The sequence below is a fragment of the Streptomyces fradiae ATCC 10745 = DSM 40063 genome (genome assembly GCF_008704425.1).
Classification (GTDB): domain Bacteria; phylum Actinomycetota; class Actinomycetes; order Streptomycetales; family Streptomycetaceae; genus Streptomyces; species Streptomyces fradiae.
In genome coordinates, this window is sequence record NZ_CP023696.1 from 5806370 (window position 1) to 5828685 (window position 22316).

The window sequence follows — 22316 nt, forward strand, 5'->3', positions numbered from 1 at the left end:
ATTCCGCGACGCTCAGCCACACGGATGCGCGGCCGGTCGACCGGCCGGCCGACCGCGGGAACGCGCAGCCGCTCAGCGGCCCATCAGCCCATCAGCCCAGCGGCTCGGCGGGCCATCAGCCCATCGGCTCAGTGGCTCGTCGGCTCAGCGGGCCATCAGCTCAGCGGGCGCCGTCCCGGCCGAGCTCCTCGTTGAGGGCGGTCAGGAAGCGCAGCGCCGCGTCCAGCTCCTCCGGGGCGAACCGCGCGGTCGCCGCCTCCGCCGCCGTGGCGAGCGGCAGGAAGAAGGCGCGGGCGGCGGCGCGGGCGCCCGCCTCGTAGTGCAGGTGGACGACCCGCCGGTCGGTGCTCTCCCGCGACCGGCGGATGTGCCCGGCGCGCTCCAGCCGGTCCACGCACGCCGTCACCGCCCCGGAGGTCAGCCCCAGGTGCTCCCGCAGCCGCCCCGGTGTCATCGGCTCGTCGGCGTCGAGGATCGCGCCGAGCGCCTGCACATCCGTCGGATGGAGGCCCTGGGCGGCGGCGAAGGTGTGCACCAGCCGGTTCACCTCGCCGTTCATCCGGCGGAGCTGGACGGCGAACGCCTGGAGGTCCGCCGGGGGCACCCGCTCACCCCGCGTCTCCCCGTCAGTACGGTCGTCCCTGGTCACCACCTGGTCAGCCTATAGAAACCACGACGTCCGCACCTCGGAGGCACCAGGCGGGCGGAAACCGGGCAGGCGGTACACGGTGGAGGGAGGACCCTCCCCGCAGCGGCAGAACCCGATGGACGGAGCCCCCATGCCGGAGCACCAGCCCCCGCCCCGAGACCCGGTCCCCGCGGGCCCCCCGCCCCGTCCCGGCGCCCGGCCGGGCCCCGGCTCCACCAGGCGCCCGGACACCCCGGGACCGGCGGAGGCCACCCACGGCGCACCAGACGGAGCCCCCGCTCCCGGCCCCCGCCCCGCCGCCCAGGACACCCCCGCTCCCGGCCCCCGCCCCGCCGCCCCGGACACCCCCGGTGCCGCTCCCGCTCCCGGCGCCCACGCTCCCCACAGCCCCGTCCCTGACGCCGCGACCGGCGCCGCTTCCGCCCCGGACTCTCCCGGTGCCGCCCCCTCCCCGGACACCGCCGCCGACGAGGCCGCCCCCACCCCGCCGGACGAGGGCGCGGGCGCGCTGTGCCTGGTCACCGGGGCGACCGGCTACATCGGGGGGCGGCTCGTGCCCGAGCTGCTCGACGCCGGGTACCGGGTCCGCTGCCTCGCCCGCACCCCGGCCAAGCTCCGCGACCACCCGTGGGCCGGGCGGGTCGAGATCGTACGGGGCGACGTGACCGACCCGGAGTCGGTGAGCGAGGCGATGCGCGGCGCCTCCGTCGCGTACTACCTGGTCCACTCGCTCGGCACCGGCGGCGGCTTCGAGGACACCGACCGCCGGGGCGCCACCGTCTTCGCCGACGCGGCCCGCGCCGCCGGGGTGCGGCGCCTCGTCTACCTCGGCGGCCTCACCCCGGTCGGCGTGCCCGAACGCGACCTCTCCCCGCACCTGCGGTCCCGCGACGAGGTCGGCCGCCTCCTCGCCGCGTCCGGCGTCCCCACCACCGTGCTGCGCGCCGCCGTCATCCTCGGCTCCGGCTCCGCCTCGTTCGAGATGCTGCGGTACCTCACCGAACGCCTCCCGTTCATGGTGACCCCGCGCTGGCTGCACACCCGCATCCAGCCGATCGCCGTGCGCGACGTGCTGCGCTACCTCGTCGGCAGCGCCGCCATGCCGCCGGAGGTCAGCCGCTCCTTCGACATCGGCGGCCCCGACGTGCTCACCTACCGCGACCTGATGCGCCGGTACGCCGCCGTCGCCGGGCTCCCGCCGCGCGTCATCCTGCCCGTGCCGCTGCTCACCCTGCGGCTGTCGAGCCTCTGGGTCGGGTTCGTCACACCCGTGCCCGCGTCCATCGCGCGGCCCCTCGCCGACTCGCTGCGGCACGAGGTCGTCTGCCACGAGCACGACATCGCCCGGTACGTCCCCGACCCGCCCGGCGCGCCGCTCGGCGTGGACGACGCCCTCGCGCTGGCCGTGCGCCGGGTGCGGGAGGCGCGCGTCGCCACCCGCTGGTCGTCGGCCTCCGTGCCCGGCGCGCCCAGCGACCCGCTGCCCACCGACCCCGACTGGGCGGGCGGCAGCCTCTACACCGACGAGCGGGAACGGCCGGTGGACGCGACGCCCGAGCGGCTGTGGCGGATCATCGAGGGCGTCGGCGGCGACAACGGCTGGTACTCCTTCCCGCTGGCCTGGGCGGTGCGCGGCTGGCTGGACCGGCTCGTCGGCGGGGTGGGGCTGCGCCGGGGCCGCCGCGACGCGGCCACGCTCCGCGCCGGCGACTCCCTGGACTTCTGGCGCGTCGAGGAGATCGAGCGGGGCCGTCTGCTGCGGCTGCGCGCCGAGATGCGGCTGCCCGGCCTCGCCTGGCTGGAGATGTACGCCGAGCGCGACGAGCGGGGCCGCACCCGCTACCGGCAGCGGGCCCTGTTCCACCCGCGCGGACTGCTCGGCCACGCCTACTGGTGGAGCGTGGCGCCCTTCCACGCCGTCGTCTTCGGCGGCATGGCCCGCAACATCACCAAAGCCGCCGAGAAGCCGACCCCCGACCTCGCCACCGGTGCGAACCCGGACACGGACCGGGCCACGAACGCGGACCCGACGACAACGCCCCACTGACCGGGCCCTCGTACGGCACGGACCTCCGCTACGGGACCGCCCCCGGGCCCCCGCCCGCCGCCGGACCGCTTGCCGCCCGTCCGGCGCTCCGCCGCGCCCATCGCGGGACGGGACCCTCCGGCCCGTCGGGCGCCATGCCGCGACGGGCCGGAGGGTCCCTCAGGCCCCCCGGTGGCCGCGGCGGAGTTGCCAGACGAAGTACGGGGTGCCGATCAGGGCCGCCAGCAGGCCCGACGGGATCTCGGCGGGGGCGATGGCGGTGCGCCCCACCGTGTCCGCGGCGATCATCAGGGCCGCGCCCAGCAGCCCCGCCACCGGCAGCAGCCGGTGGGCCCGCGAGCCGACCAGCATCCGCGCCGCGTGCGGGGCCACCAGGCCGACGAACGCGACCGTGCCGACCACCGCGACCGCGCACGCCGCCAGCGCCACCGCCAGGACCAGCACCGCGAGCCGGGTCCGCTCCAGCGGCACCCCCAGCGTGCGGGGCGTGTCCTCGCCCAGCGCCAGCAGGTCCAGCCGCCGGAAGGACACCACCAGCAGCGGTACGCCCACGGCCGCCGCCCCGGCCAGCACCGACAGGTCCGTCGCGTCCCGCGCGTACGTCGAGCCCGACAGCCACGTCAGCGCCTGCGCCACCTGGAAACGCGCCCCCACCACCAGGTAGTCGGTGGCCGCCGAGGTCAGCGCGAACGTGCCGATGCCGACCAGCACCAGCCGCTCCGGCGCCACCGACCCCTTCCGCAGCGACAGCCCGTACGTCAGCGCGAACGCCGCCGTGCCGCCCAGCAGCGCCGCCACCGGCAGCAACGCGTACGGCACGGCCGGCAGCGCCACCAGCACCAGCGCCGCCCCGAACCCGGCCCCGCCGCTGACGCCCATCACCGTCAGGTCGGCGAGCGGGTTGCGCGACACGGTCTGCACGATGCCGCCCGCCACCGCCAGCAGCGCGCCCGCCAGCGCCGCCACCAGCAGCCGCGGCAGCCGGTACTCCAGCACCACGCCCCGCAGCAGTTCGTCGCCGCCGCCCGCCAGCAGCCCCGGCAGGTCCGCGACCGGCACGGCGATGTCGCCCAGCACCAGTCCGCCCGCCAGCAGCGCCGCCACCACGGCGGCCCCGCCCGCCAGCAGCGGCGGGTACGGCAGCCGCCGGCCGCGCCGACCGGGCATCACCGTGCCGGGCGCGACCGGCTCCGACGGCAGCCGCCGCGCCAGCCACAGGAACAGCGGCGCGCCGAACAGGGCCGTCACCACGCCGGCCGCGACCTCGTTGCCGGTCGGCGAGGTGACCCGCGCCAGCAGGTCCGCGGCGAGCAGCAGCGTGGCACCCCACAGGGCCGCCGCGGGCAGCAGGACGACGTGCCGTCGCACCCCGGCGAGCCGCACCAGGTGCGGGGCGGCCAGGCCGACGAAGCCGATCGGGCCGGTCACCGCGACCGCGCACGCCGTCAGCAGCACCGACAGCAGCACCGCCGTCAGCCGCACCCGGCCGACCGGCACGCCCAGCCCGCGGGCCGTCTCGTCCCCGGTGCCCAGGATGTCGAGCGTCCGGGCCAGCAGCAGTCCGCCGCCGAGCCCGGCGGCCAGCAGCGGTAGCACCGTCAAGGACCGCGCGCTGTCGGCGACGGCGAGGGACCCGTGCCCCCAGAAGAACACCGCGCCGGTCTCCTCCTGGAAGAGCACCACCAGCACCGCCGTCACGCTGGACAGCGCCAGCGTCACCGACACCCCCGCCAGCACCAGGTGGGCGGGCCGCCCCCGCGACCCGCCGGCCACGGTGTGGACGAGCGCCGCCGCCAGCAGCCCGCCGGCGAAGGCGACCCCGCCGCGCGGCAGGTCGCCCGGCGAGAAGCCGGTGATCGCGCTGACGGTGACCGCCAGATAGGTGCCCGCTGTCACCCCGAGCGTGTCGGGCGAGGCCAGCGGGTTGCGCACCGACGACTGGAGCAGGCACCCGGCGACGGCCAGCGCCGCGCCCGCGACCAGCCCGGCCAGGGTGCGCGGCAGCCGCCCGCCGAGCAGCACCGACCACGTGTCGGCGTCCCCGCCGCCCGCGAGCAGCCGCAGCAGGTCCCCATGGCCGATGTCGCCGCGCCCGTACCCGAGGTGGGCCGCGGACACCGCGAGCAGGGCGAGCACCCCGCCCGCGACGACCGCGGCGGGGCCGGCCGGGAGGCGCTCGGCCTTCCCGGTCCGGCCCGGCCCGGCGTCCCGCCGGCCTTCCGCGGGGCGTGTGGCGATCCCGGTCATGAGGTGAGCGCGTCCGCGATCTCGTCGGCGACCCGGGCGGTCGAGTACGGGCCGCCGAAGAACCAGGTGCCCGGGTCGAGGGCGTGGACCCGGTCGTTCTTCGCGAAGTCCAGGTTCCGCCACAGGGCGTTCTTCGGCAGCGCGGTGGCGAACACGTCGTCGTTCCGTGCGGCGACGTACAGCAGGCTGGACTTCTCCACGGGCTTGAGGCCCTCGATGTCCACCTTGCTCATCCCGTACGCGTCGGCCTGCCCCCGCCACGCGTTCCGCAGGCCCAGTCGCGGCAGCAGCCCGCCGGGGATGGTGGAGCCGGTGAGGACCTCCACGACGGCGGCGCCGTCGGTGGTGTAGCCGCGGGCGACGGTGACCTCGGTGCCGCCCTCGCCCGCCGCGTCCAGCTTCCGCTTCGCCGCGCCGATCTTCGCGTCGAGCTCCTTCAGCGCCGTGTCGGCCGCCTCCGGCCTGCCGACCGCCGTGCCGATGGTCTTCAGCGTGGCCCGCATCTCCTCGTACTCGCCGTCCGCGGAGTACGGGTCGAACATCAGCGTCGGCGCGATCTCGTTCAGCTGTGCGTAGTTGGCCTCGGAACGCACCTTGGAGGTGATGATCAGGTCGGGCTTCAGCGCCTTGATCGTCTCCAGGCTGGGCGCCTGACGGGTGCCGACGTCCCTGACGTCCGCGCCGAAGCGGGGCCCGCCGGTGACCCACTGGCCGTAGCCCTCGACGTCGGCGACCCCGGCGGGGGACACCCCGAGGGCCAGCAGGTCCTCGGCGTAGGTCCACTCCAGGGCGACGACCTTCCGCGCGGGCGCCTTCAGCGTGGTGGAGCCCTTGAGGTGGGTGACGGTGACACCGCCCCCGCCCCCGTCCCCGGCGGGGGAGCCGCCGCCGGCCTCCTCGGCGGCGGACCCGCAGCCGGCGGCGGTGACGGCGAGCGCCGCGGCGGCGAGGAGGCCGGCGAGGGCCGGGCGGCCCGTGCGGCCCGTGTGGCCGGTGTGGCCGGTGTGGCCCGTGCTGGCGGTGCGGGCCGTGCTGGTCCTTGGTGGAGTGCGCATACGTGAGGTCCCTTCGCTCGATGGGCCGGTTCGACCCCGGGCATACGCCGCATGGCCCGACAGGGCGGCGTGCGGTGACCGGGGGCGCGGCGCGACGGGGCGAACCGGTGGTACGGCCGGTCGCACGGACGTGCGGCCGGGTCGCGCGAGGCGGCCGGGTCGCGCGAGGCGTGCGGGTCGTGCGAGGCGTGCGAGGTGCGCGGGGCGTGCGGGTCGTGCGGGGCGTGCCGGTCGTGCGGGGCGTGCAGGGTGTGCCGGTCGCACGGGGCGTGCGGGGGCCGGTCGCACGGGGCGTGCGGGGCGTGCGGCCGGGCGGTGCTCGCGGGGGGTGGTCAGGTGACCGCGGGCGACGGCTCGCGCCACGTCGGCAGACAGGTCGGCACCCCCGTACGGGGGTCGACGGTGACCGTCGTGTCGATCCGGAAGGCGGTCCGCACGGTCTCCTCCGTCAGCGCCTCGGCCGGCGGCCCCGACGCGACGATCCGGCCCCCCGCCAGCACCACCATCGCGTCGGCGAACGCGGCCGCCTGGTTCAGCTCGTGCAGCACCACCACCACGGTGATGCCGTGCTCGTCCGCCAGCCGCCGCACCAGCCGCAGCACCTCGATCTGGTACCGGATGTCGAGGTACGTCGTCGGTTCGTCCAGCAGCAGCAGGCCCGTCCGCTGGGCCAGCGCCATCGCGATCCACGCCCGCTGCCGCTCGCCCCCCGACAGCCGGTCCAGGGTGCGCTCCGCCAGCGGCCGCAGGTTCGTGGCGTCCAGCGCCCAGGAGACCGCCTCCCGGTCCCCGTCGCCGTCCCGCGCCAGCAGGCCCCTGTGCGGATGGCGGCCGTACGCCACCAGCTCCTCCACGGTCACCCCGGCGGGCACGAGGGGCGACTGCGTCAGGAAGCTCAGCCTCCGCGCCAGCTCCCGCGGCCGGTACGCGGCGAGGTCCCGCCCGTCCAGCACGATCCGGCCCCCGTCCGGGGAGTGCAGCCGCGCCAGCGCCCGCAGCAGCGTCGACTTGCCCGAACCGTTCGGGCCGACGAGCGCGGTCACCGCGCCCGGTGCCGGCGTCACGTCCACCCCCCGCACGACCGGCTCGCCCCCGTGCCCCAGCGTCAGCTCCCGCGCGCTGATCTCCACGCTCACGACAGCGGGTTGGGGACGGTGCCGTTCGGGCGCAGCGCGTGCCGCAGCGCCCGGTCGACGTAGCGGGTGACGACCAGCCGGTCCGTGTTGAACGGATAGCGCGGGAACTCCGCCGCGAGCATGTCGTACTCGGCGTACCGGTCCTTCCGCTCCGGGAACCGCCGCTGGTACGACACGACCGCCTCACGCACCAGCCGCCAGAACCGCTCCTCGTCCACGCCCATCTGCTCCGCGGCGAGCGGCGCCAGGTAGCGGAAGTGCCCCAGCAGGAGCTGGTCCACGACGTGCTGGCGGATCACGACCGGGTTCTTGCGGGGCAGCACGTGGTCGTGGCCGTCCGGCTCGGGCCCGCGCTCCGGGACGGGCGTGTGCGACACGGACACGTCGTCCACGAAGTCCTTCAGGAACAGCCGCCGGGGCACGTCGTCCGCGTCGTACCCGACGAGGGTGTTCTGGCCGTGCGGGTTGAAGGTGATGCCGTACGTGTACATCACGTGCAGCACCGGGTGCAGCACCGTCTCGAACAGCCGGGACAGCCACTCCTCGGCGGGCAGCCCCGACGCGCGGGCCAGCTCCGCCGCGAACGACGTGCCCTGCTCGTCCACGTACAGCAGCGACGCGAAGGTCCGGACCCGCTCGCCCTCGTCCTTCCGCGACGACACCGACTCCCGCCAGATGCAGCCCAGCGTCTCCAGGTGCTGGTACGGCATGTCGGGCACCCGGTCCAGGTACGGGTGGCGGACCGTCACCGAGGCGACCTCGCCCAGGAACACCGTCCGCAGTTCGTCGCGCAGCAGCCCGTCCCGGCCGAGCAGGCCCGTCAGCCACTGCGTGGTCAGCGGCGCGCCCTGCGTGCAGTGCGGAGGGATGCCCCGCCAGATCAGCGTGTTGACGATCTTCAGCGGGAGCTTGACGTCGTACCTGCCGCGGTCCGACACGTTCGTCATCGTCCGCACCGACTGCTGCGGCAGGTACACGTCGGCACTGTCCCCGAGCGGGACGATCCGCCGCTGCGCGACCTCCCCGGCGAACAGCACCTGCACCGCGTGGTCCCACTGCCAGGGATGGACCGGCATCCACACGTACGCGTCCGGGTCGCCGCCGGCCGCCTCCACCCGCGCCCGGAACGCGGCGACCGTCCCCGCGTCCAGCTCGTGCCCGACGACCGCCCGCTCGCTCAGGCCCGGCACGCCCCGGAACTCCCCGAGGCCCCGGTGCACGGCGATCCACTTCAGCGCCACCGGCCGCCCCGCCTCCGGCGCGTACGCCCGCACGTCCGAGGCGGAGAAGCCGATTCGGCCCTTGTTCGCGACGAGCGTCGGATGGCCCGTCATCGCGCACTCCAGCTCCGCGTGGTCCAGCTCCCGCAGCTCGGCGGCGGTCCGCCCGCCGTGCTCGACGCGGGCCGCGTCCACGGCGAGCGTCGCCGACACCTCCGTCAGGTACATCCCGAGCGTCGGCGCGTCGGTGCCTATCGTGCCCGCGCAGTCCACCAGGAACCGCTGCACGTCCCACGCGGGCGTCTCGATCTCGTTGCCCAGCAGCCCCGCCGCGCCACGCGTCACCGAGTCCCCGGCGACCCGCCACGACCCCAGCGCCCCGCGCGTCGCGGAGAACGCGTACGAGACACCGCTGTCCAGGTCGACCCGGTACCGGCCCGCGCCCCCGCCTCCGCCCTCGTCCTCGTCCTCTCCTTCTCCCCTTCCCTCCAGCTCCAGCGGTGTGATCAGCTCCTCGAAGGCGAACTCCGACAGGGTCTTCGCCAGCAGCCTGCGGTTCGCCTCCCGCCACGACTCCGGTGAGACGTCGGCGAGTTCGGGGACGGGGTGGTGGCCGTCAGTCATACAGGGGTTCCTCTCTCTTGTTCGGCTCGTTGCGCCTCCGGGCGCTGTGAGCGGGTCCCGGACGACCGAACGTGCTCAGCACTGCGTGCTGCTCTGTTTCGGCTCGTTGCGCCTCCGGGCGCTGTGAGCGAGTCCCGGGCGGCCGAACGTGCTCAGCACTGCGTGCTGCTCTGTTTCGGCTCATTCCGCCTCCGGGGCGCTGTGAGCGGATGCCGGGCGACCGAACGTGCTCAGCACTGCGTGCCTCCGCGCGATCGGCCTCCCGGCACCCGCGCGCCCCTTCGGCTCCACTCGCGCATCAGGTGCGCGGCCCTCCCCTCCCAGGGCCGGGGCCGTCAGGGCCAAGGCGGCCAGGAGGGCGCCGCCCGTGAGGAGGGGGGCCCACAGGGCGGCCGTGGCCGCGCCGGTGGCGATCAGGGGGGCCAGCAGCAGGCCCGCCGTCTGCCCCACCGCTATCAGGCTGTACGCCGCCCCCGACCCGCTCGCCGCCACGACCCGCTCGTCCAGGGCGACCTGGCCCAGCGCCAGCCCCGCCCCGAACACCAGCCGCGCCGCGGCCAGCCATACCGGCTCCGTGACGGCCGCCTGCGCGGCGAGCCCCGCCGCGGCGACGAGCATCCCGTACCGGAACAGCCGCCCGCCCAGCCGGGCCCGCAGCGCCGCCGCCGCGGGCAGCAGCGCCAGCACCGCCGCGTGCGGCAGCACGAACAGCACCGCCGCCGCGCCCGCCGACGCGCCCGCGGCCGTCACGTACTCGGTGAAGTACGGCCGCGCCGCGTACACGGCGACGGTCGTCAGCAGCACGTACACCGCGGGCCGCCACACCGCGCCCCCCACCGGCGGCCCGGGGGCCCCGGCCGGCGTGCCCGCGCCGCACGCGGGAGGCCCCGCACCCGGCCGCAGCACCCGCAGGCACGCCACCAGCAGCACCGCCTCCAGCAGGGCCAGCAGCGGCAGCGCCGTCCTCGGCTCGGGCACCGCCACGACGAGCCCGCCCAGCAGCGTCGCCACCACGGACGCGCCGTGCAGCACGGCCACGTACTGCACCACACCGGGCAGCACCCCGCGCGGGTGGCTCCGGGCGAGCCCCGGATAGGCGAGGAGCACCACCGCCTTCGCGGCGACGAGCAGCACGGACACCCCGGTGAACACCGCGTACGACGGGGCCAGGACCAGCCCCGCCGCCAGCAGCACCGCCGCCGACTGGCCGGCCGTCACCAGCCGCCCCAGCGGCACCCGGCGCAGCGCGCGGCCCCACAGCGGCAGCGCGGCGACCGCCGCCACCTGGCACGCCACCAGGAACGCCCCGGTCGCGGCCAGCGCCTCCACCCCGTACGCGGCGCGGAACAGCGCCGGGTAGAACGGGGCCAGCGCCGACTGGGTCACCATGTGCAGCCCCGCCGCCGCCAGCAGCACCGGGCGCCCCCGCGCCCCCGTGCTCACGCACGCTCACGGACCATGAAGGCCGCCCGCTTCCCCGGCAGTTCGATCTGGCGCAGCAGCCGGAAGCCGGCCCGCTCGAAGACGCGCACCGACCGCTCGTTGCGGACGTCCGGCTCGGCGACGACCCGCTCGGCGTACACGTCGGTGCGCAGCAGCCACTGCGCGACCTCCCGCAGCAGCACCGCGCCGAGACCCCGCCCCCGGTACGCGGACGGGCCGAGCAGCAGGTGCACCCCGACGTCCCGCGGCCGGGCCGGGTAGTGGTGGCGCAGCGGGTCCAGGTCGGCCCGGTACACCTCCCAGTAGCTCATCGGCACCCCGTCGGCGCAGCCCACGTACGGGGTGGAGTGCGCGCTGCCCACCTGCTCCCGCAGGTACGCGCCGATCCGCTCCGCCGGCTGCGCCAGCTCCCAGAACGCGGCCACCTCCGGGTCGTTCATCCAGCCGTGGACCAGCTCCGCGTCCGCGGCCGGGTCGACCGCCCGCAGCGTGAACGCGCCCACGTCCGGCACCGCCTCGGAGACGACCAGGGCCTCACCCGTCACTTGCGCACCTCCACCAGGGGGTTGGCGATGTCCACGTAGACCGACTGGGCCTCCAGCGGGCCGGTCAGCTCGTCCATGCCGCGCACCCGCGTCAGCAGGTTCGCCTTGCAGCGCAGCACCGGCTCGTCCCGCAGCAGCGAGGCGAGCCGCAGCCGGTCGCCGTGCTCGGCGGCGGCCCCGGCGAGGAACCGGTCGGCGACGGCGAGCAGCCGCGCCTCGTCGGCGAGGCCCTGCGAGCCGAGCGCGCCGACCACACCGAGCAGGTTGTTGACGCCGACGTAGTAGGCGAGCCGCTCGTCGATCACCTCGTCGGCGGCGTACGTGCCGAGGTCCCGGCCGACGCCCGGCACCCACCGGTACAGGGCGCCGCTGCGGGCGGGGGAGAAGTAGTAGCCCTGGTTGTCCCGGTACCGCCCGCCCGCGGGCAGGCCGTCCGCGTCGAGGACGACCAGGGTGTTCTGCTGGTGGGCCTCCAGGCCCAGCCCGTACACGGCGTGCAGCCACAGCACCGGGGCGACGACGTGCCGGGTGTAGCGGGTGAACCACTCCTCCGCGGCCTCGGCGACCGGCCGGCCCGTCCGCTCGGCCAGGGCGTGCACGAGCGCCGCCAGGTGCGAGCGCCCGCCGGGCAGGTCGGGCCGGGGCGCCACCAGCCCGGCCACGCACAGGGCCTGCGGCGCCGCGCCCGCGGCGAACGGGTTGGCGCGGACCACGACGTCGAGGCCCGTACCGTCCTCGCCGCCGCCGCCGCCGCTCCCGCCCTCGCCCTCGCCCCCGCCGCTCCCGTGCCCGGTGCCGACCGGTGCGGGGTCCACGGCGAGCCACGCCGGGTCGCGGACGATCCCGAAACCGGGGTGCGCGGCCTGGAGGGCCCCTTCCAGCCCGGCGGTGAGAAGCCGGTCCACGGCGAGGCCCCGGTGCAGCTCCGCGCGCATGTTCTCGCGCCGCGAGTTGGTGATCCGCAGGCCCAGCGAGAACTTCAGCATCACGGGCGCGTCGGCCCGGTAGACCGTGCGCACGGACGACGTGGGCGACCACGCCGGTCCGGCGGGGCCCAGGTCGTGCAGGAGCCCCGCGTCGAGGAGCGCCCGGACGGCGGGCCGGTGCACGGCGTCCCGCGCCTGCCACGGGTGGGCCGGGACGAGGACGGTGCCCCCGGGCCGGGCCGGGGCGTCCCCGGCGAGGGAGGCGAGGAGGTCCGCGGCGCTCCGGCCGAGGGAGGAGTCGGAGCTGACGACGGCCGGGTCGGCGGCGAACCAGTGCAGCGGGAACGCGCCGCGCGTCTCGGGCGAGTAGCGGGCCCCCTCCGCCTCCGTGAGCCCCTCGCGGCTCTTGGGCGTCGGATGCAGCGGGTGCCCGGTCAGCAGCGCCTGCTCGGCGGCGAGGAACGGCGTCGTGCCCGCCGGGTCGCCGGGGACGGCGGCCCGCGCCCGTACGAAGCCGGTGACGCGCCGTACCGAGTCGGCGACCCGCCCCGTCAGGTCCGCCACCGACTCCGGGTCGCCGCCCGCGGCCTCCACCCCCAGCAGCGCGGCCAGCGCCGTGGCGCAGGCGGGGGCGCCCGAGGGCAGCCGGGCGGTCCCGAACCGGTGCCAGCCGACGGCTGACCAGTACCGCACGGGGGCCTCCACCGCCGTGCCGGCGGCGGCGAGCTCCAGGCGCAGCACGCCGTCGGCGGGCCGCTCCACACCGGTCTCCCGCACCCAGCAGCGCAGCAGGTTGTCGACGGCGGCCCGGTCGGCCTCCGCGGCGGGGTCCAGGGGCTGGGTCTGGCTCATGCGCACTCTTTCCGGTCGTCGTGGCCGCGGCCGGGGGAGGGAGAGGCCGCGTGGTCGGGGGCGGTGCGGTGGTGGCCGGTGAGGCCGAAGGTGGTGAACGCCGTGCGGCGGGGCAGCGGATAGGCGTCCCGGCCGGTCAGCGCGTTGAGGATGACGGCGGACCGCCACGCGGCCAGGCCGAGGTCGGGCGTGCCGACCCCGTGGGTGTGCTGCTCGGCGTTCTGCACGAAGACGGCGCCGCCGACCTCGTCGCCGAGGACGAGCCGCTGGTCGGGGCCGACCAGGGGGCGGCCGGAGCCGTCGCGGGCCAGGTGCGGGCCGAGCGCGTTCAGCAGGCGGTCGACGGGCCGCCGCGCGTACCCGGTGGCGAGGACCACGGCGTCGGTGGCGAGCACGGCCCGAGACCCCTCCTCCGCGTGCTCCAGCGCCAGGCGCACCCGCCCGCCGCGCCGCTCGGCGGCGGTGACGGCGACACCGGGCGTCAGGGCGACGTCGGGCCAGCCGCCCGCGAGGGCCCGCCGGTACAGCTCGTCGTGGATGTCGGAGAGCGTCCCGGCGCTGACGCCCTTGTAGAGCTGCCACTGGGCGGGCAGCAGCCGGTCGCGGGCGGCCTCCGGCAGGCCGTGGAAGTAGCGGGTGTAGTCGGGCGTGAAGTGCTCCAGGCCGATCTTGCTGTACTCCATGGGCGCGAACGCCCGGGTGCGGGCGAGCCATGTCAGCCCCTCCCGGCCCTCGGGCCTGGCCCGCAGCAGGTCGAGCAGGACCTCGGCACCCGACTGCCCGGCGCCGACGACGGTCACGTGCCGGGCGGCGCGCAGCCGCTCGCGGTGGGCGAGGTAGTCGGCGGAGTGCAGCACCGGGACCTCCGGGTCGGCGGCGAGCTCCCGCAGCGGGGCGGGCACGTGGGGTGCGGTGCCCACGCCGAGCGCCAGGTGCCGGGCGCGGATCCGGCCGGTGGACAGGGCGGCGCCGTCCGCGTCGACGCGGGTGAACCCCACCTCGAACACCCGCCGCCGCGCGTCCCAGCGGACGGTGTCGGCCCGGTGCCCGAACCGCAGGGACGGCAGCTCCTCGCTGACCCAGCGGCAGTACGCGTCGTACTCGGCGCGCGGGATGTGGAACCGCTCGGCGAAGTAGAACGGGAACAGCCGCTCCCGGACGCGCACGTAGTTGAGGAACGACCAGCGGCTCGTCGGGTCGACGAGGCTCACCAGGTCGGCGAGGAACGGCACCTGGAGGGTGGCGCCCTCGATCAGCAGGCCGGGGTGCCAGCGGAACGCGGTCCGCTGCTCCAGGAACACGGCGTCGAGTCCGGGCACCCCGTCGGCCAGCGCGGCCAGCGACAGGTTGAACGGCCCGGCGCCCACGCCGACCAGGTCGGCGGTCGGCGGTTCCCCGGCGGCTTGCTCGGTCGTCATCGAGGTCCTTCCGTATGCGGTGCGTGCGGGAGGTGCGGTGCGCGCGGGGCGCCGACGCGGTCCGCGGCCGCGGCGGCCAGGTCGAGCAGGCCGGCCAGGTCCCCGCCGGTGGCCCGCGGGTGCAGCAGGGTGGCCTTCAGCCACAGCCGCCGGGTGCCGTCGGCGTCCTCGGCGACGGCCCGCCCGACGACCGCCCGCCCCTCGGCGAGCAGCAGCCGGCGGACCTCCGCCACCAGGGCGTCGCCCGCGCCGGGCGGGCCCGTGTCGGCGGCGGCCGGCCGGAACAGCACGGTGCTGATGCCGGGCTCGCCGGGGCGGCGGCGCAGCGCCGGGTGCGCGTCGACCAGCGCGGCGAACTCCCGCGCGGCGGCCACGCAGTGCTCGACGAGCGCGCCCAGCCCGGTGCGGCCCAGCGCCCGCAGTGTGGCGGCGATCTTGAGCACGTCGGGGCGGCGGGTCGTGCGCAGCGAGCGGCCCAGCAGGTCGGGCAGGCCGGCCTCGCCGTCGTCGTCGGCGTTGAGGTAGTCGGCGCGCAGCGCGAGCGGGGCGAGCAGATCCGTGCCGGACACCGCGAGGACCCCGGCGGCGACCGGTTGCCAGCCCAGTTTGTGCAGGTCGAAGGTGACGGAGACGGCCGAGTCCAGCCCGTCCAGGAGCGGCGCCAGCCGGTCGCTGAACAGCAGCGGACCGCCGTACGCGGCGTCCACGTGCAGTTCGGCGCCGTGCCGGGCCGCCACCCGCGCCAGCTCGGGCAGCGGGTCGATCAGCCCCTCGTCGGTGGTCCCGGCGGTGGCCACCACCAGGACGGGTGCCGCGGGCCGGCCGGGCGCCGCCGGGCCCGAGGGCCCGTACGCGCTCCGCCCCGCCCGTAAGCCGCACGCCTCCGGCCCGCCGGGCGCCGGGGACTCCGGCCGGCCGGCTGCCGCCGGGACGGTGTGCGGGGCGAGCGGGGCGAGGGCCCGGTCCAGGGCGGCCGGGTCCAGCCGTCCGCCCGGGCAGGCGACGGTGACGGGCTCGGGCAGGCCCAGCAGCCAGGCGGCCCGCCGCACGCTGTGGTGGGCGCCGGCCCCGCACACCACGCGGAGCGCCGGGGCCCCGGCGGCACGGGCCCGCTCGCGGGCCAGGAGCAGGGCGACGAGGTTCGACTCGGTGCCGCCGCTGGTGATGAGCGCGTCGGGCGCGGGCGCCCGCGGGTAGACCAGGGCGGCGAGCGCGGCCGTGACCTCCTGTTCCAGGACGGCCGCGGCGGGCGCCTGGTCCCAGGAGTCCAGCGAGGGGTTGAGGGCCGCTGCGGCCAGGTCGGCGGCGGCGGCCACCGCGAGGGGCGGGCAGTGCAGATGGGCGGTGCACCACGGGTCGGCCGGGTCCGCGGCGCCCTCCGCCACGGCCCGTACGACGGTGCGCAGGGCCTCCTCGGCGCCCGTCCCGTGCTCCGGGAGGACGGGGGCGCAGGCGGCGCGCAACCGCGCGGCGACCGCGCCGGGTCCGCCGCCGGGCAGGGGGCCGCCCCGGACGGTGGCCCCCTCGGCGAGCGCGTCGAGGACCACCGAGGTCAGCTTCCCCAGGGCGTACGCCCCGTGGGCGCCCCCGGCGACGGCGGTGTCCACCTCGCCGGGCGGAACCGGTGGCCCGGCGCGGCGGGCGGGCGGCCGGGTGCCCCCGGGCGGGGGAGCGTCCGCCGGTGCGGTGCCGGGCCGCCGGGCGCCGCCCGGTGCGGGGGCGGAGGTGGGAGCGCCCGGTGCGGGGGCGGAGGTGGGAGCGCCCGGTGCGGGGGCGGAGGTGGGAGCGCCCGGTGCGGGGGCGGAGGTGGGAGCGGCCGGTGCGGGGGCGGGCGAGGGAGTGGCCTGTCCGGGGGCGGGCGAGGGAGCGGCGTCCGGTCCGGGCGAGGGCGCGGCGGGTGTGCGGGGGAGCGGCTCGCCGCGGCTCACCGGGTGCTCTCCAGGGCGGCGGCGAGGCGTTCCACGACGGAGTCGGCCTGCTCGTCGGTGAGGACCAGCGGCGGCAGCAGCCGTACGACCGTGTCGTCGCGTCCGCCCAGCTCCAGGATGAGCCCGCGCTCCAGGCAGGCCGCGCGGACGGCGCGGGCGCGGACGGGATCGCCGGGCGGGACGCCGTACCGGTCGGGGGCGCCGTCCCGGTCGACCAGCTCGGCGCCGATCATCAGGCCCCGCCCGCGCACCTCGCCCAGGCCCGGGTCGCAGGCGGCCACCTCGCGCAGCCCGCGGGTGATCCGCTCGCCCAGTTTCAGCGCCCGCTCGGCCAGTTGCTCCTCGGCGACCGTGCGGAGCGCGATCTCCCCGGCGACCATGGCGAGCGTGTTGCCGCGGAAGGTCCCCGTGTGGTGGCCGGGGCGCCAGGTGTCCAGCTCGGGCCGGTACGCGATGAGGGCGAGCGGCAGCCCGCCGCCGACGGCCTTGGACGTGACCAGCACGTCGGGGGTGACCCCGGCCCGTTCGCAGGCCCAGAAGCGGCCGGTGCGCCCGACGCCGGTCTGCACCTCGTCGACGACGAGGACGACGCCGTGCTGCTCGGTGACGCGCCGGACCTCCCGCAGCCACCGGTCGGGGCCCTCGACGACCCCGCCCTCGCCCTGGACGACCTCCAGGATGACCGCCGCCGGGGTGCCGACCCCGCTGCTCGGGTCCGTCAGCAGGCTCTCCAGCAGCCGCGCCGACAACTCCCCGGACCGCTCGGCGTCGCCGGTGCCGAACGGGCAGCGCATCCCGTACGGATAGGGGAGGCGGGTCACCGGGACGCCGTCCGCGCCGACGGCGCCGCTCATCCGCGGTGGGCCGGACACGGCGGAGGCGCCGAGCGTCATCCCGTGGTAGGCGCCGGTGAAGGCGACGACGCCGCGGCGGCCGGTGGCGTGCCGGGCCAGTTTCAGGGCCGCCTCGACGGCGTCCGTCCCGGCGGGACTGCAGAAGTGCAGCCGCGCCCGGTCCCGCAGCCCGCCCGGCAGGCGCCGGAGCAACTCCCCCGAGAACGCGTCCTTCTGCGGGGTGATCATGTCCAGGGTGTGCAGCGGCGCGCCGGATGCGAGGAGCGAGGTGAGGGCCGCGACGGTCGCGGGGTGGTTGTGCCCGAGCGCGAGGGTGCCCGCGCCGGAGAGGCAGTCCAGGTAGGTGCGCCCGTCAGCGCCGGTGACCACCGCCCCGGCGGCGTGCACGGGGGCGAGGGGCAGGGTGCTGGCGTAGGTACGGGCGGAGGACTCGCGTCGCTCCTGGCGCGCGAGGAGCTCGGCGCGCAGCGCACCGTTCGGCATGGCGGACGCCCTTCGGTCGTGTTGCGGAGGTCACGCGCGAGGCGCGCACAGGGCAGGCGCGGCGGGGGTGGCCCACCGCCGCCTACGGGAAGTTAGGTTAGCCTAACCTGCGGGGAGATCAAGGGTGCGCGGTAGCGCGTTCCGCCATGGAGGGGGCGCCAACTCTGCGCCGTGCGCCCCCTGTTGCCGCGACGGCCCGGAGGTGTGTGCGGGTCATCCCGGCGGCAGGGGATGCGCGCGGGTCGCCCCGGCGAGGGCGCCGAGTCCCGATGCGGTCCCCTGGCCGCGAGGGCGCGCATCCGGCTTCCCGGCCAAAAATGATCTTGCTCGGCCGCTCACCGCCCGTGTTTCATGATCACGACCACTTTCCGGGGACTCCGCTTCCGGCGGGTCCCCTCATCGCTGTCCCAAGGGGGAACCACCATGCGCAAGTTCGGAGCCGGGGTCTCGGCACTCGCCGCAGCCGCCCTGCTGGCCGTCGGGTTCACGGGGCCGGCCGAGGCGGCCGGCAAGCTGTGGCGCGCCGAGGTGCAGTGCACCAAGTGGCGCATAGCCGACTCCTCGGGGCACGGGCTCTTCAAGGCGACCGGCACCGGCAAGACCCCGGACGCGGCCTACAAGGCGGCGATCAAGAACGCCAACGACAAGATGCCGAAGGGCTACCGTGCCAAGCACTGCACCAAGAAGGGCGTCAAGAAGTAGGCGCACCATGAGGACACGCACACTGGCCTTCGGCCTGTACGCGGACGAGCGGGACGCCGCGCGGGTCGCCGGTCTCGTCGAGGCTCAGGCCAGGGCGCGAGGCGCCCGGGTCGTCGCCGTGACGGTCTCGGACGTCCTGCCGTCCGGTGAGATGACGGCCGGGGAGGCGTACGACTTCCTCGCCGAGCAGTGGGCCGACGAGCACCCGGGGCAGGACCCCGGCGCCCGGCGGGCCGTGGACCTGCGGGTCGCGGTGGTGTGCTCGCTGCGCACCTGGCGGGCGATCCGCAAGGCCGCCCTGCGGGCGCTGTGCCCCGAGGGCAACGCGCCCCACGTGTGCAGGGTGCCCTGGTTCGCGGGCTGAGCCCCGCGAAGCCGTCCGGGCCGTGGACGCCACGGCCCGGACGGTACCGGACGCCCCGGGAGCCGGGGCCCCGCGCGCCGGGTGCCGAGGCGCCCGGGGGCCGGCGCGCCCGGGGGCCGGACGCGCCGGCACCGCCCGGTCCGGAGGGGCCGGGAGCCCGGCGGCCCGCGCCCCGGCGGCGCCTACTCCGGCAGCGGCAGCCGTACCGAGCGGCCCGGCTCGATGGACACCGCCGTCCCCGGCAGCGCGATGTCGATCGGCGCGACGCCCGACTCCGGCACCGCCACGTGCAGGCTGTCCGGCGTCATCCGCAGCCGCACCCCCCAGTGCCCGTGGAACCGCAGCGTGAACGCGTACTCCGACAGCTCCGGCAGCCGCACCGGGTCCAGCCGCAGTGTGCCGCCCCGCGTCTCCAGGCCCGTCAGCCCCCGCTGCACCAGGTCCAGGGTGCCCGCCATGGCGCCCAGGTGGATGCCCTCACCGGTCGTCCCGCCGTGCACGTCGGCGATGTCCGCCTCCAGCGCCTCCTGGCAGAACTCCCAGGCGCCCGCCCTCCGCACCCGCGCCAGCACCCACCCGTGCACCAGCACGCTCAGCGTCGAGCCGTGGCTGGTGCGCCGCAGGTAGTAGTCGACGGTCCGCCACCATGTGTCGTCGTCCAGCACGTGCCCCAGCCGCCGCAGCAGGCCCCGCAGCTCCGCCGGCTGGAACAGGTAGCCGAGCATCAGCACGTCCGCCTGCTTGGACGCCTGGTAGCGGTTGACCGTGTCGCCCTCCGCCTCCAGGATGCGGTCCAGCCGCCGGATGTCCCCGTACTTGTGCCGCAGCCCCTCCCAGTCCAGCTCCTCCAGCTCCCCGTAGCCGTGGAACTGGCTGATCACCCCGTCGTGGAACGGCACGTACAGCCGCCGCGACACCTCCTCCCACAGCGCCGTCTCGCCGTGGTGCAGCCCGATCCGCTCCTCCAGCTCCCGCCGCCGCGGCTCCGGCAGCTCCGCCATGAGCTGCAGCGCCCGCGCCAGCACCCAGGCCGCCGTCACGTTCGTGTACGCGTTGTCGTCCAGGCCGGGCGCCGCCGCCCCCGGATACGCGTCGTGGTACTCGTCGGGCCCCATCACCCCGCGGATCCGGTACCGGTCCAGCGCCTCGTCGTACTGCGCCGAGTCCGCCCAGAACCGGGCGATCTCCAGCAGCGTCTCGGCGCCCTTGGTGTGCAGGAACTCGTCGTCGCCGGTCGCCTCCCAGTACCGCCACACGTTGTACGCGATGGCCGAGCCCACATGGTGCTGGAGGTGCGAGTGGTCCGGCAGCCAGTGCCCCGACCGGGGGTTGAGGTGCACCCGCTGCGCCTCCTCCCGGCCGTCGCTGCCGCTCTGCCAGGGGTACATCGCCCCCGCGCGGCCCGCGTCCCGCGCCGCCGCCCGCGCCCGCCCGAGCCGCCGGTGGCGGTAGGCCAGCAGGGCCCGCGACACCTCGGGGAAGTGCAGGTTCAGATACGGCAGCACGAACAGCTCGTCCCAGAACACATGGCCCCGGTACGCCTCCCCGTGCAGCCCGCGCGCCGGCACGCCCACGTCCAGGTCGGCGGTGTGCGGCGACAGCGTCTGCAGCACGTGGAACAGGTGCAGCCGCAGGATCCGGCCCGCCTGCTCCGGCACCTCCAGCTCGCCGCGCCGCCACAGCTGCTGCCACGCCGCCCGGTGCGTCGCCACCAGCCGCCCGAAGCCGTCCGCCCGGCCCACCCGGTCCACCGCCGCGTGCAGCGGGTCGGAGATCGCCCGGTCCCGCGAGGTGTGCAGCGCCACCACCTTGTCCACCACGACCGGCGCGCCCGGTTGCAGCGTCAGCAGGTACCGCTGCGTCACCCGGCCCTCCGCGTGCACCACATCGGCGTCCGCGGGTGCCGTCGTCCGCGCGGCCAGCCCGATCCGCACCTCGGACGAGACCGTACGGCAGCTCAGCCACACCCGGCCGTCCGCGGTCTCGCCGGTCTTCAGGTCCTCCAGGTGCCGCGACGCGAGCTGCCGGTACCGGGCCACACCCGTGTTGGCGACCGCGCCGTCCAGCGCGGCCTCCACCTCCAGCGCCCCCGACCAGTTCTCGGCGGTGAACTCGGTGCGCAGCGCCGCCACGTGCGGGTCGCCCATGTGGACCAGCCGGAGCTGCCGCACCGCCAGGCGCCGCCCGTCGTCGTCCTCGTACCGGCTGCGCCGCTCCAGCACGCCGCCGCGCACGTCGAGGGAGACCACGTGGTCGGTGAGGAACTCGTGCGCGGGCTCCAGCCACGGACCCGGCTCGGCGCCGTCGGCCACCCGGTAGCGCACCGGCAGCCAGTTCGGCAGGTTCACCAGGTCCTCGTTCTCGACCTGCCGCCCGGCCACCTCCGAGACGAGCCGGTCGTAGCAGCCGGCGACGTACGTCCCCGGGTAGTGCGTGCCGTCCGCGGCGCACTCGGGCAGCGCGCCGCGCGTCGAGAAGTAGCCGTTCGCCAGGGTGCACAGGGACTCGCGCAGCGACTCGCGCTCCGGCGCGTACCCCTCGAACTCCCACGTCCAGTCCCTCATGACGGCTCTCCCTCCCGCCCGGCGAGCAGCTCGGCGAGGTCCGCCACGACGAGGTCCGCGCCGTGCCGCCGCAGCGCCCCCGCGGTGGGCGTATCCTCCCCGGCCCGCGTCGGCGCCCCGGCCCCGGACCGGGCGCCGGACCCGGTTCCTGTGCCGGCCGCCGCGTCCGTGGCGCCCGCCGCCCCTGGCCCGGTGGCCGTGTCCGCGCCGCCCTCCGGGGCGCCGCCCGCGCCGCTCCCGCCCGCGCCGCTCCCGCCCGCGCCGCTCCCGCCCGCGCCGCTCCCGCCCGCGCCGCTCCCGCCCGCGCCGCTCCCGCCCGCGCCGCTCCCGCCCGCGCCGCTCCCGCCCGCGCCGGTTCCGGCCGCGCCGGTTCCGGCCGCGCGGTCCACGCCGACCACCAGCCCGAAGCCGCCGCGCCGCCCCGCCTCCACCCCCGCCAGGGCGTCCTCCACCAGGGCGCACCGCCCGGGCGGGATGCCGAGCCGCCGCGCCGCCTCCAGGAACAGCGCCGGGTGCGGTTTCCCGGGCAGCCCCAGCCGGGCGGCCTCCACCCCGTCCACCAGCGCGTCGAACAGGTCGAGCAGCCCGGCGCCCGCCAGCACCTCGCGGGCGTGCCGGGACGCCGAGGCGGCGGCCATCGGCACCCCCGCCCCGCGCAGGGCGCGCAGCAGACGCACCGAACCGGGGTAGGCGGCCACGGGGCGGTCCCGCAGCCGCTCGGTGAAGCGGCGCTCCTTGTCGGCGGCGACCGCCGCCACGGCGGCCCGGTCGGCGGGCAGGCCCCGCGCGGCGAGGAAGGCGGCGGCCCCGTCCAGCCGGGAGCGCCCGTCCACGTACCGGCGGTAGTCCTCCGCCGCGTCGAACGGCCGCCGGGAGGCCGCGCCGGCGCCGTCGGCGGCACCACTGGTCGCGGTGTCCCGCGGCAGGGCGGCCAGCCAGGCGTCGAACGCCTCCTTCCACGCCGCCGCGTGGACCCGCGCCGAGTCGGTGAGCACCCCGTCCGTGTCGAAGACGACGGCACGCGCGGACCGCAGCGCGGGAACCACCGGGCTGCGGGCCGTGCCTGGGGTCATGGCGGCGTCTCCTAGCGTCGTCGCCCGCCCGCGTGCCCCAGGGCCCCGGGGTCACGCGGTACGGGCGCGAGGAACGGGCTCCACCGCCCATCATGGCCCCGTCCGGCCGGGAGGGACGGCCGGACAGGGCCATGAGGGGCACACCCCTCCCGCGCCGCGCCGCCCGCACGCCCGCGGCCGCGCGGC

At 77.1% G+C, this 22316-nt stretch carries 15 protein-coding genes and 1 pseudogene; 3 read left to right on the forward strand and 13 right to left on the reverse strand.

Annotated elements, in window-relative coordinates; genetic code table 11:
• Nucleotides 1–160: 160 nt before the first annotated feature.
• Nucleotides 161–652 (reverse strand): MarR family winged helix-turn-helix transcriptional regulator, encoded by a 492-nt coding sequence (locus CP974_RS25415; protein WP_051839978.1) that lies wholly within the window; start codon nucleotides 650–652, stop codon nucleotides 161–163.
• 127 nt (nucleotides 653–779) lie between these two features.
• Between CP974_RS25415 and CP974_RS25420 the strand changes: the two genes are divergently transcribed.
• A complete protein-coding gene (locus CP974_RS25420) occupies nucleotides 780–2696 on the forward strand; it encodes an SDR family oxidoreductase (protein WP_223844443.1) in 1917 nt (638 codons plus the stop codon).
• A 159-nt stretch (nucleotides 2697–2855) separates the two neighbouring features.
• Here the strand turns inward: CP974_RS25420 and CP974_RS25425 are convergent, their stop codons facing one another.
• The 10 genes from CP974_RS25425 to CP974_RS25470 form a co-directional block, all read right to left on the reverse strand.
• Complete coding sequence (locus CP974_RS25425; RefSeq protein WP_037938193.1) at nucleotides 2856–4943, reverse strand: iron ABC transporter permease; 2088 nt, start codon at nucleotides 4941–4943, stop codon at nucleotides 2856–2858.
• A complete protein-coding gene (locus CP974_RS25430; RefSeq protein WP_078915683.1) occupies nucleotides 4940–5998 on the reverse strand; it encodes an ABC transporter substrate-binding protein in 1059 nt (352 codons plus the stop codon). The genes CP974_RS25425 and CP974_RS25430 overlap by 4 nt, the downstream gene beginning before the upstream one ends.
• 332 nt (nucleotides 5999–6330) lie before the next feature.
• The gene (locus tag CP974_RS25435; protein ID WP_031132791.1) at nucleotides 6331–7134 is read right to left on the reverse strand and encodes an ABC transporter ATP-binding protein; all 804 of its coding nucleotides are present in this window, start codon (nucleotides 7132–7134) and stop codon (nucleotides 6331–6333) included.
• Nucleotides 7131–8978 (reverse strand): IucA/IucC family protein, encoded by a 1848-nt coding sequence (locus CP974_RS25440; RefSeq protein WP_031132793.1) that lies wholly within the window; start codon nucleotides 8976–8978, stop codon nucleotides 7131–7133. The genes CP974_RS25435 and CP974_RS25440 overlap by 4 nt, the downstream gene beginning before the upstream one ends.
• 180 nt (nucleotides 8979–9158) lie before the next feature.
• The gene (locus CP974_RS25445; protein ID WP_031132795.1) at nucleotides 9159–10421 is read right to left on the reverse strand and encodes a hypothetical protein; all 1263 of its coding nucleotides are present in this window, start codon (nucleotides 10419–10421) and stop codon (nucleotides 9159–9161) included.
• The gene (locus CP974_RS25450; protein ID WP_051839570.1) at nucleotides 10418–10966 is read right to left on the reverse strand and encodes a GNAT family N-acetyltransferase; all 549 of its coding nucleotides are present in this window, start codon (nucleotides 10964–10966) and stop codon (nucleotides 10418–10420) included. The genes CP974_RS25445 and CP974_RS25450 overlap by 4 nt, the downstream gene beginning before the upstream one ends.
• On the reverse strand, nucleotides 10963–12744 hold the full coding sequence (locus CP974_RS25455) for an IucA/IucC family protein (RefSeq protein ID WP_037938195.1): 1782 nt from the start codon (nucleotides 12742–12744) through the stop codon (nucleotides 10963–10965). Before CP974_RS25455 ends, CP974_RS25450 begins: the two co-directional genes overlap by 4 nt.
• Nucleotides 12741–14162 (reverse strand): lysine N(6)-hydroxylase/L-ornithine N(5)-oxygenase family protein, encoded by a 1422-nt coding sequence (locus CP974_RS25460; RefSeq protein WP_078915684.1) that lies wholly within the window; start codon nucleotides 14160–14162, stop codon nucleotides 12741–12743. The genes CP974_RS25455 and CP974_RS25460 overlap by 4 nt, the downstream gene beginning before the upstream one ends.
• Complete coding sequence (locus CP974_RS25465; RefSeq protein ID WP_051839572.1) at nucleotides 14159–15769, reverse strand: pyridoxal phosphate-dependent decarboxylase family protein; 1611 nt, start codon at nucleotides 15767–15769, stop codon at nucleotides 14159–14161. The genes CP974_RS25460 and CP974_RS25465 overlap by 4 nt, the downstream gene beginning before the upstream one ends.
• Nucleotides 15770–16086: 317 nt before the next feature.
• Nucleotides 16087–17427: a diaminobutyrate--2-oxoglutarate transaminase family protein gene (locus CP974_RS25470; protein ID WP_037939635.1), complete on the reverse strand. Its 1341-nt coding sequence runs from the start codon at nucleotides 17425–17427 to the stop codon at nucleotides 16087–16089.
• A gap of 423 nt (nucleotides 17428–17850) precedes the next feature.
• On the opposite strand from CP974_RS25470, the gene CP974_RS25475 reads away from it, so the two are divergent.
• Entirely contained in the window at nucleotides 17851–18129 is a 279-nt protein-coding gene (locus tag CP974_RS25475) for a hypothetical protein (protein WP_031136241.1), read from the forward strand.
• A 7-nt stretch (nucleotides 18130–18136) separates the two neighbouring features.
• Complete coding sequence (locus CP974_RS25480; protein ID WP_031136243.1) at nucleotides 18137–18493, forward strand: hypothetical protein; 357 nt, start codon at nucleotides 18137–18139, stop codon at nucleotides 18491–18493.
• 182 nt (nucleotides 18494–18675) lie between these two features.
• On the opposite strand, the gene CP974_RS25485 is transcribed toward CP974_RS25480, so the two are convergent.
• The gene (locus CP974_RS25485) at nucleotides 18676–21057 is read right to left on the reverse strand and encodes a glycoside hydrolase family 65 protein (protein WP_031136245.1); all 2382 of its coding nucleotides are present in this window, start codon (nucleotides 21055–21057) and stop codon (nucleotides 18676–18678) included.
• A gap of 371 nt (nucleotides 21058–21428) precedes the next feature.
• Nucleotides 21429–22130, reverse strand: a pseudogene (locus tag CP974_RS25490) (HAD family hydrolase); the annotation flags it as partial.
• Nucleotides 22131–22316 lie beyond the last annotated feature (186 nt).

Coding starts and splice junctions, on each gene's coding strand:
- CP974_RS25420 (WP_223844443.1), top strand. CDS start 780: ATGCCGGAGCACCAGCCCCCGCCCCGAGACCCGGTCCCCGCGGGCCCC.
- CP974_RS25425 (WP_037938193.1), bottom strand. CDS start 4,943: ATGACCGGGATCGCCACACGCCCCGCGGAAGGCCGGCGGGACGCCGGG.
- CP974_RS25430 (WP_078915683.1), bottom strand. CDS start 5,998: ATGCGCACTCCACCAAGGACCAGCACGGCCCGCACCGCCAGCACGGGC.
- CP974_RS25440 (WP_031132793.1), bottom strand. CDS start 8,978: ATGACTGACGGCCACCACCCCGTCCCCGAACTCGCCGACGTCTCACCG.
- CP974_RS25455 (WP_037938195.1), bottom strand. CDS start 12,744: ATGAGCCAGACCCAGCCCCTGGACCCCGCCGCGGAGGCCGACCGGGCC.
- CP974_RS25460 (WP_078915684.1), bottom strand. CDS start 14,162: ATGACGACCGAGCAAGCCGCCGGGGAACCGCCGACCGCCGACCTGGTC.
- CP974_RS25470 (WP_037939635.1), bottom strand. CDS start 17,427: ATGCCGAACGGTGCGCTGCGCGCCGAGCTCCTCGCGCGCCAGGAGCGA.
- CP974_RS25475 (WP_031136241.1), top strand. CDS start 17,851: ATGCGCAAGTTCGGAGCCGGGGTCTCGGCACTCGCCGCAGCCGCCCTG.
- CP974_RS25480 (WP_031136243.1), top strand. CDS start 18,137: ATGAGGACACGCACACTGGCCTTCGGCCTGTACGCGGACGAGCGGGAC.
- CP974_RS25485 (WP_031136245.1), bottom strand. CDS start 21,057: ATGAGGGACTGGACGTGGGAGTTCGAGGGGTACGCGCCGGAGCGCGAG.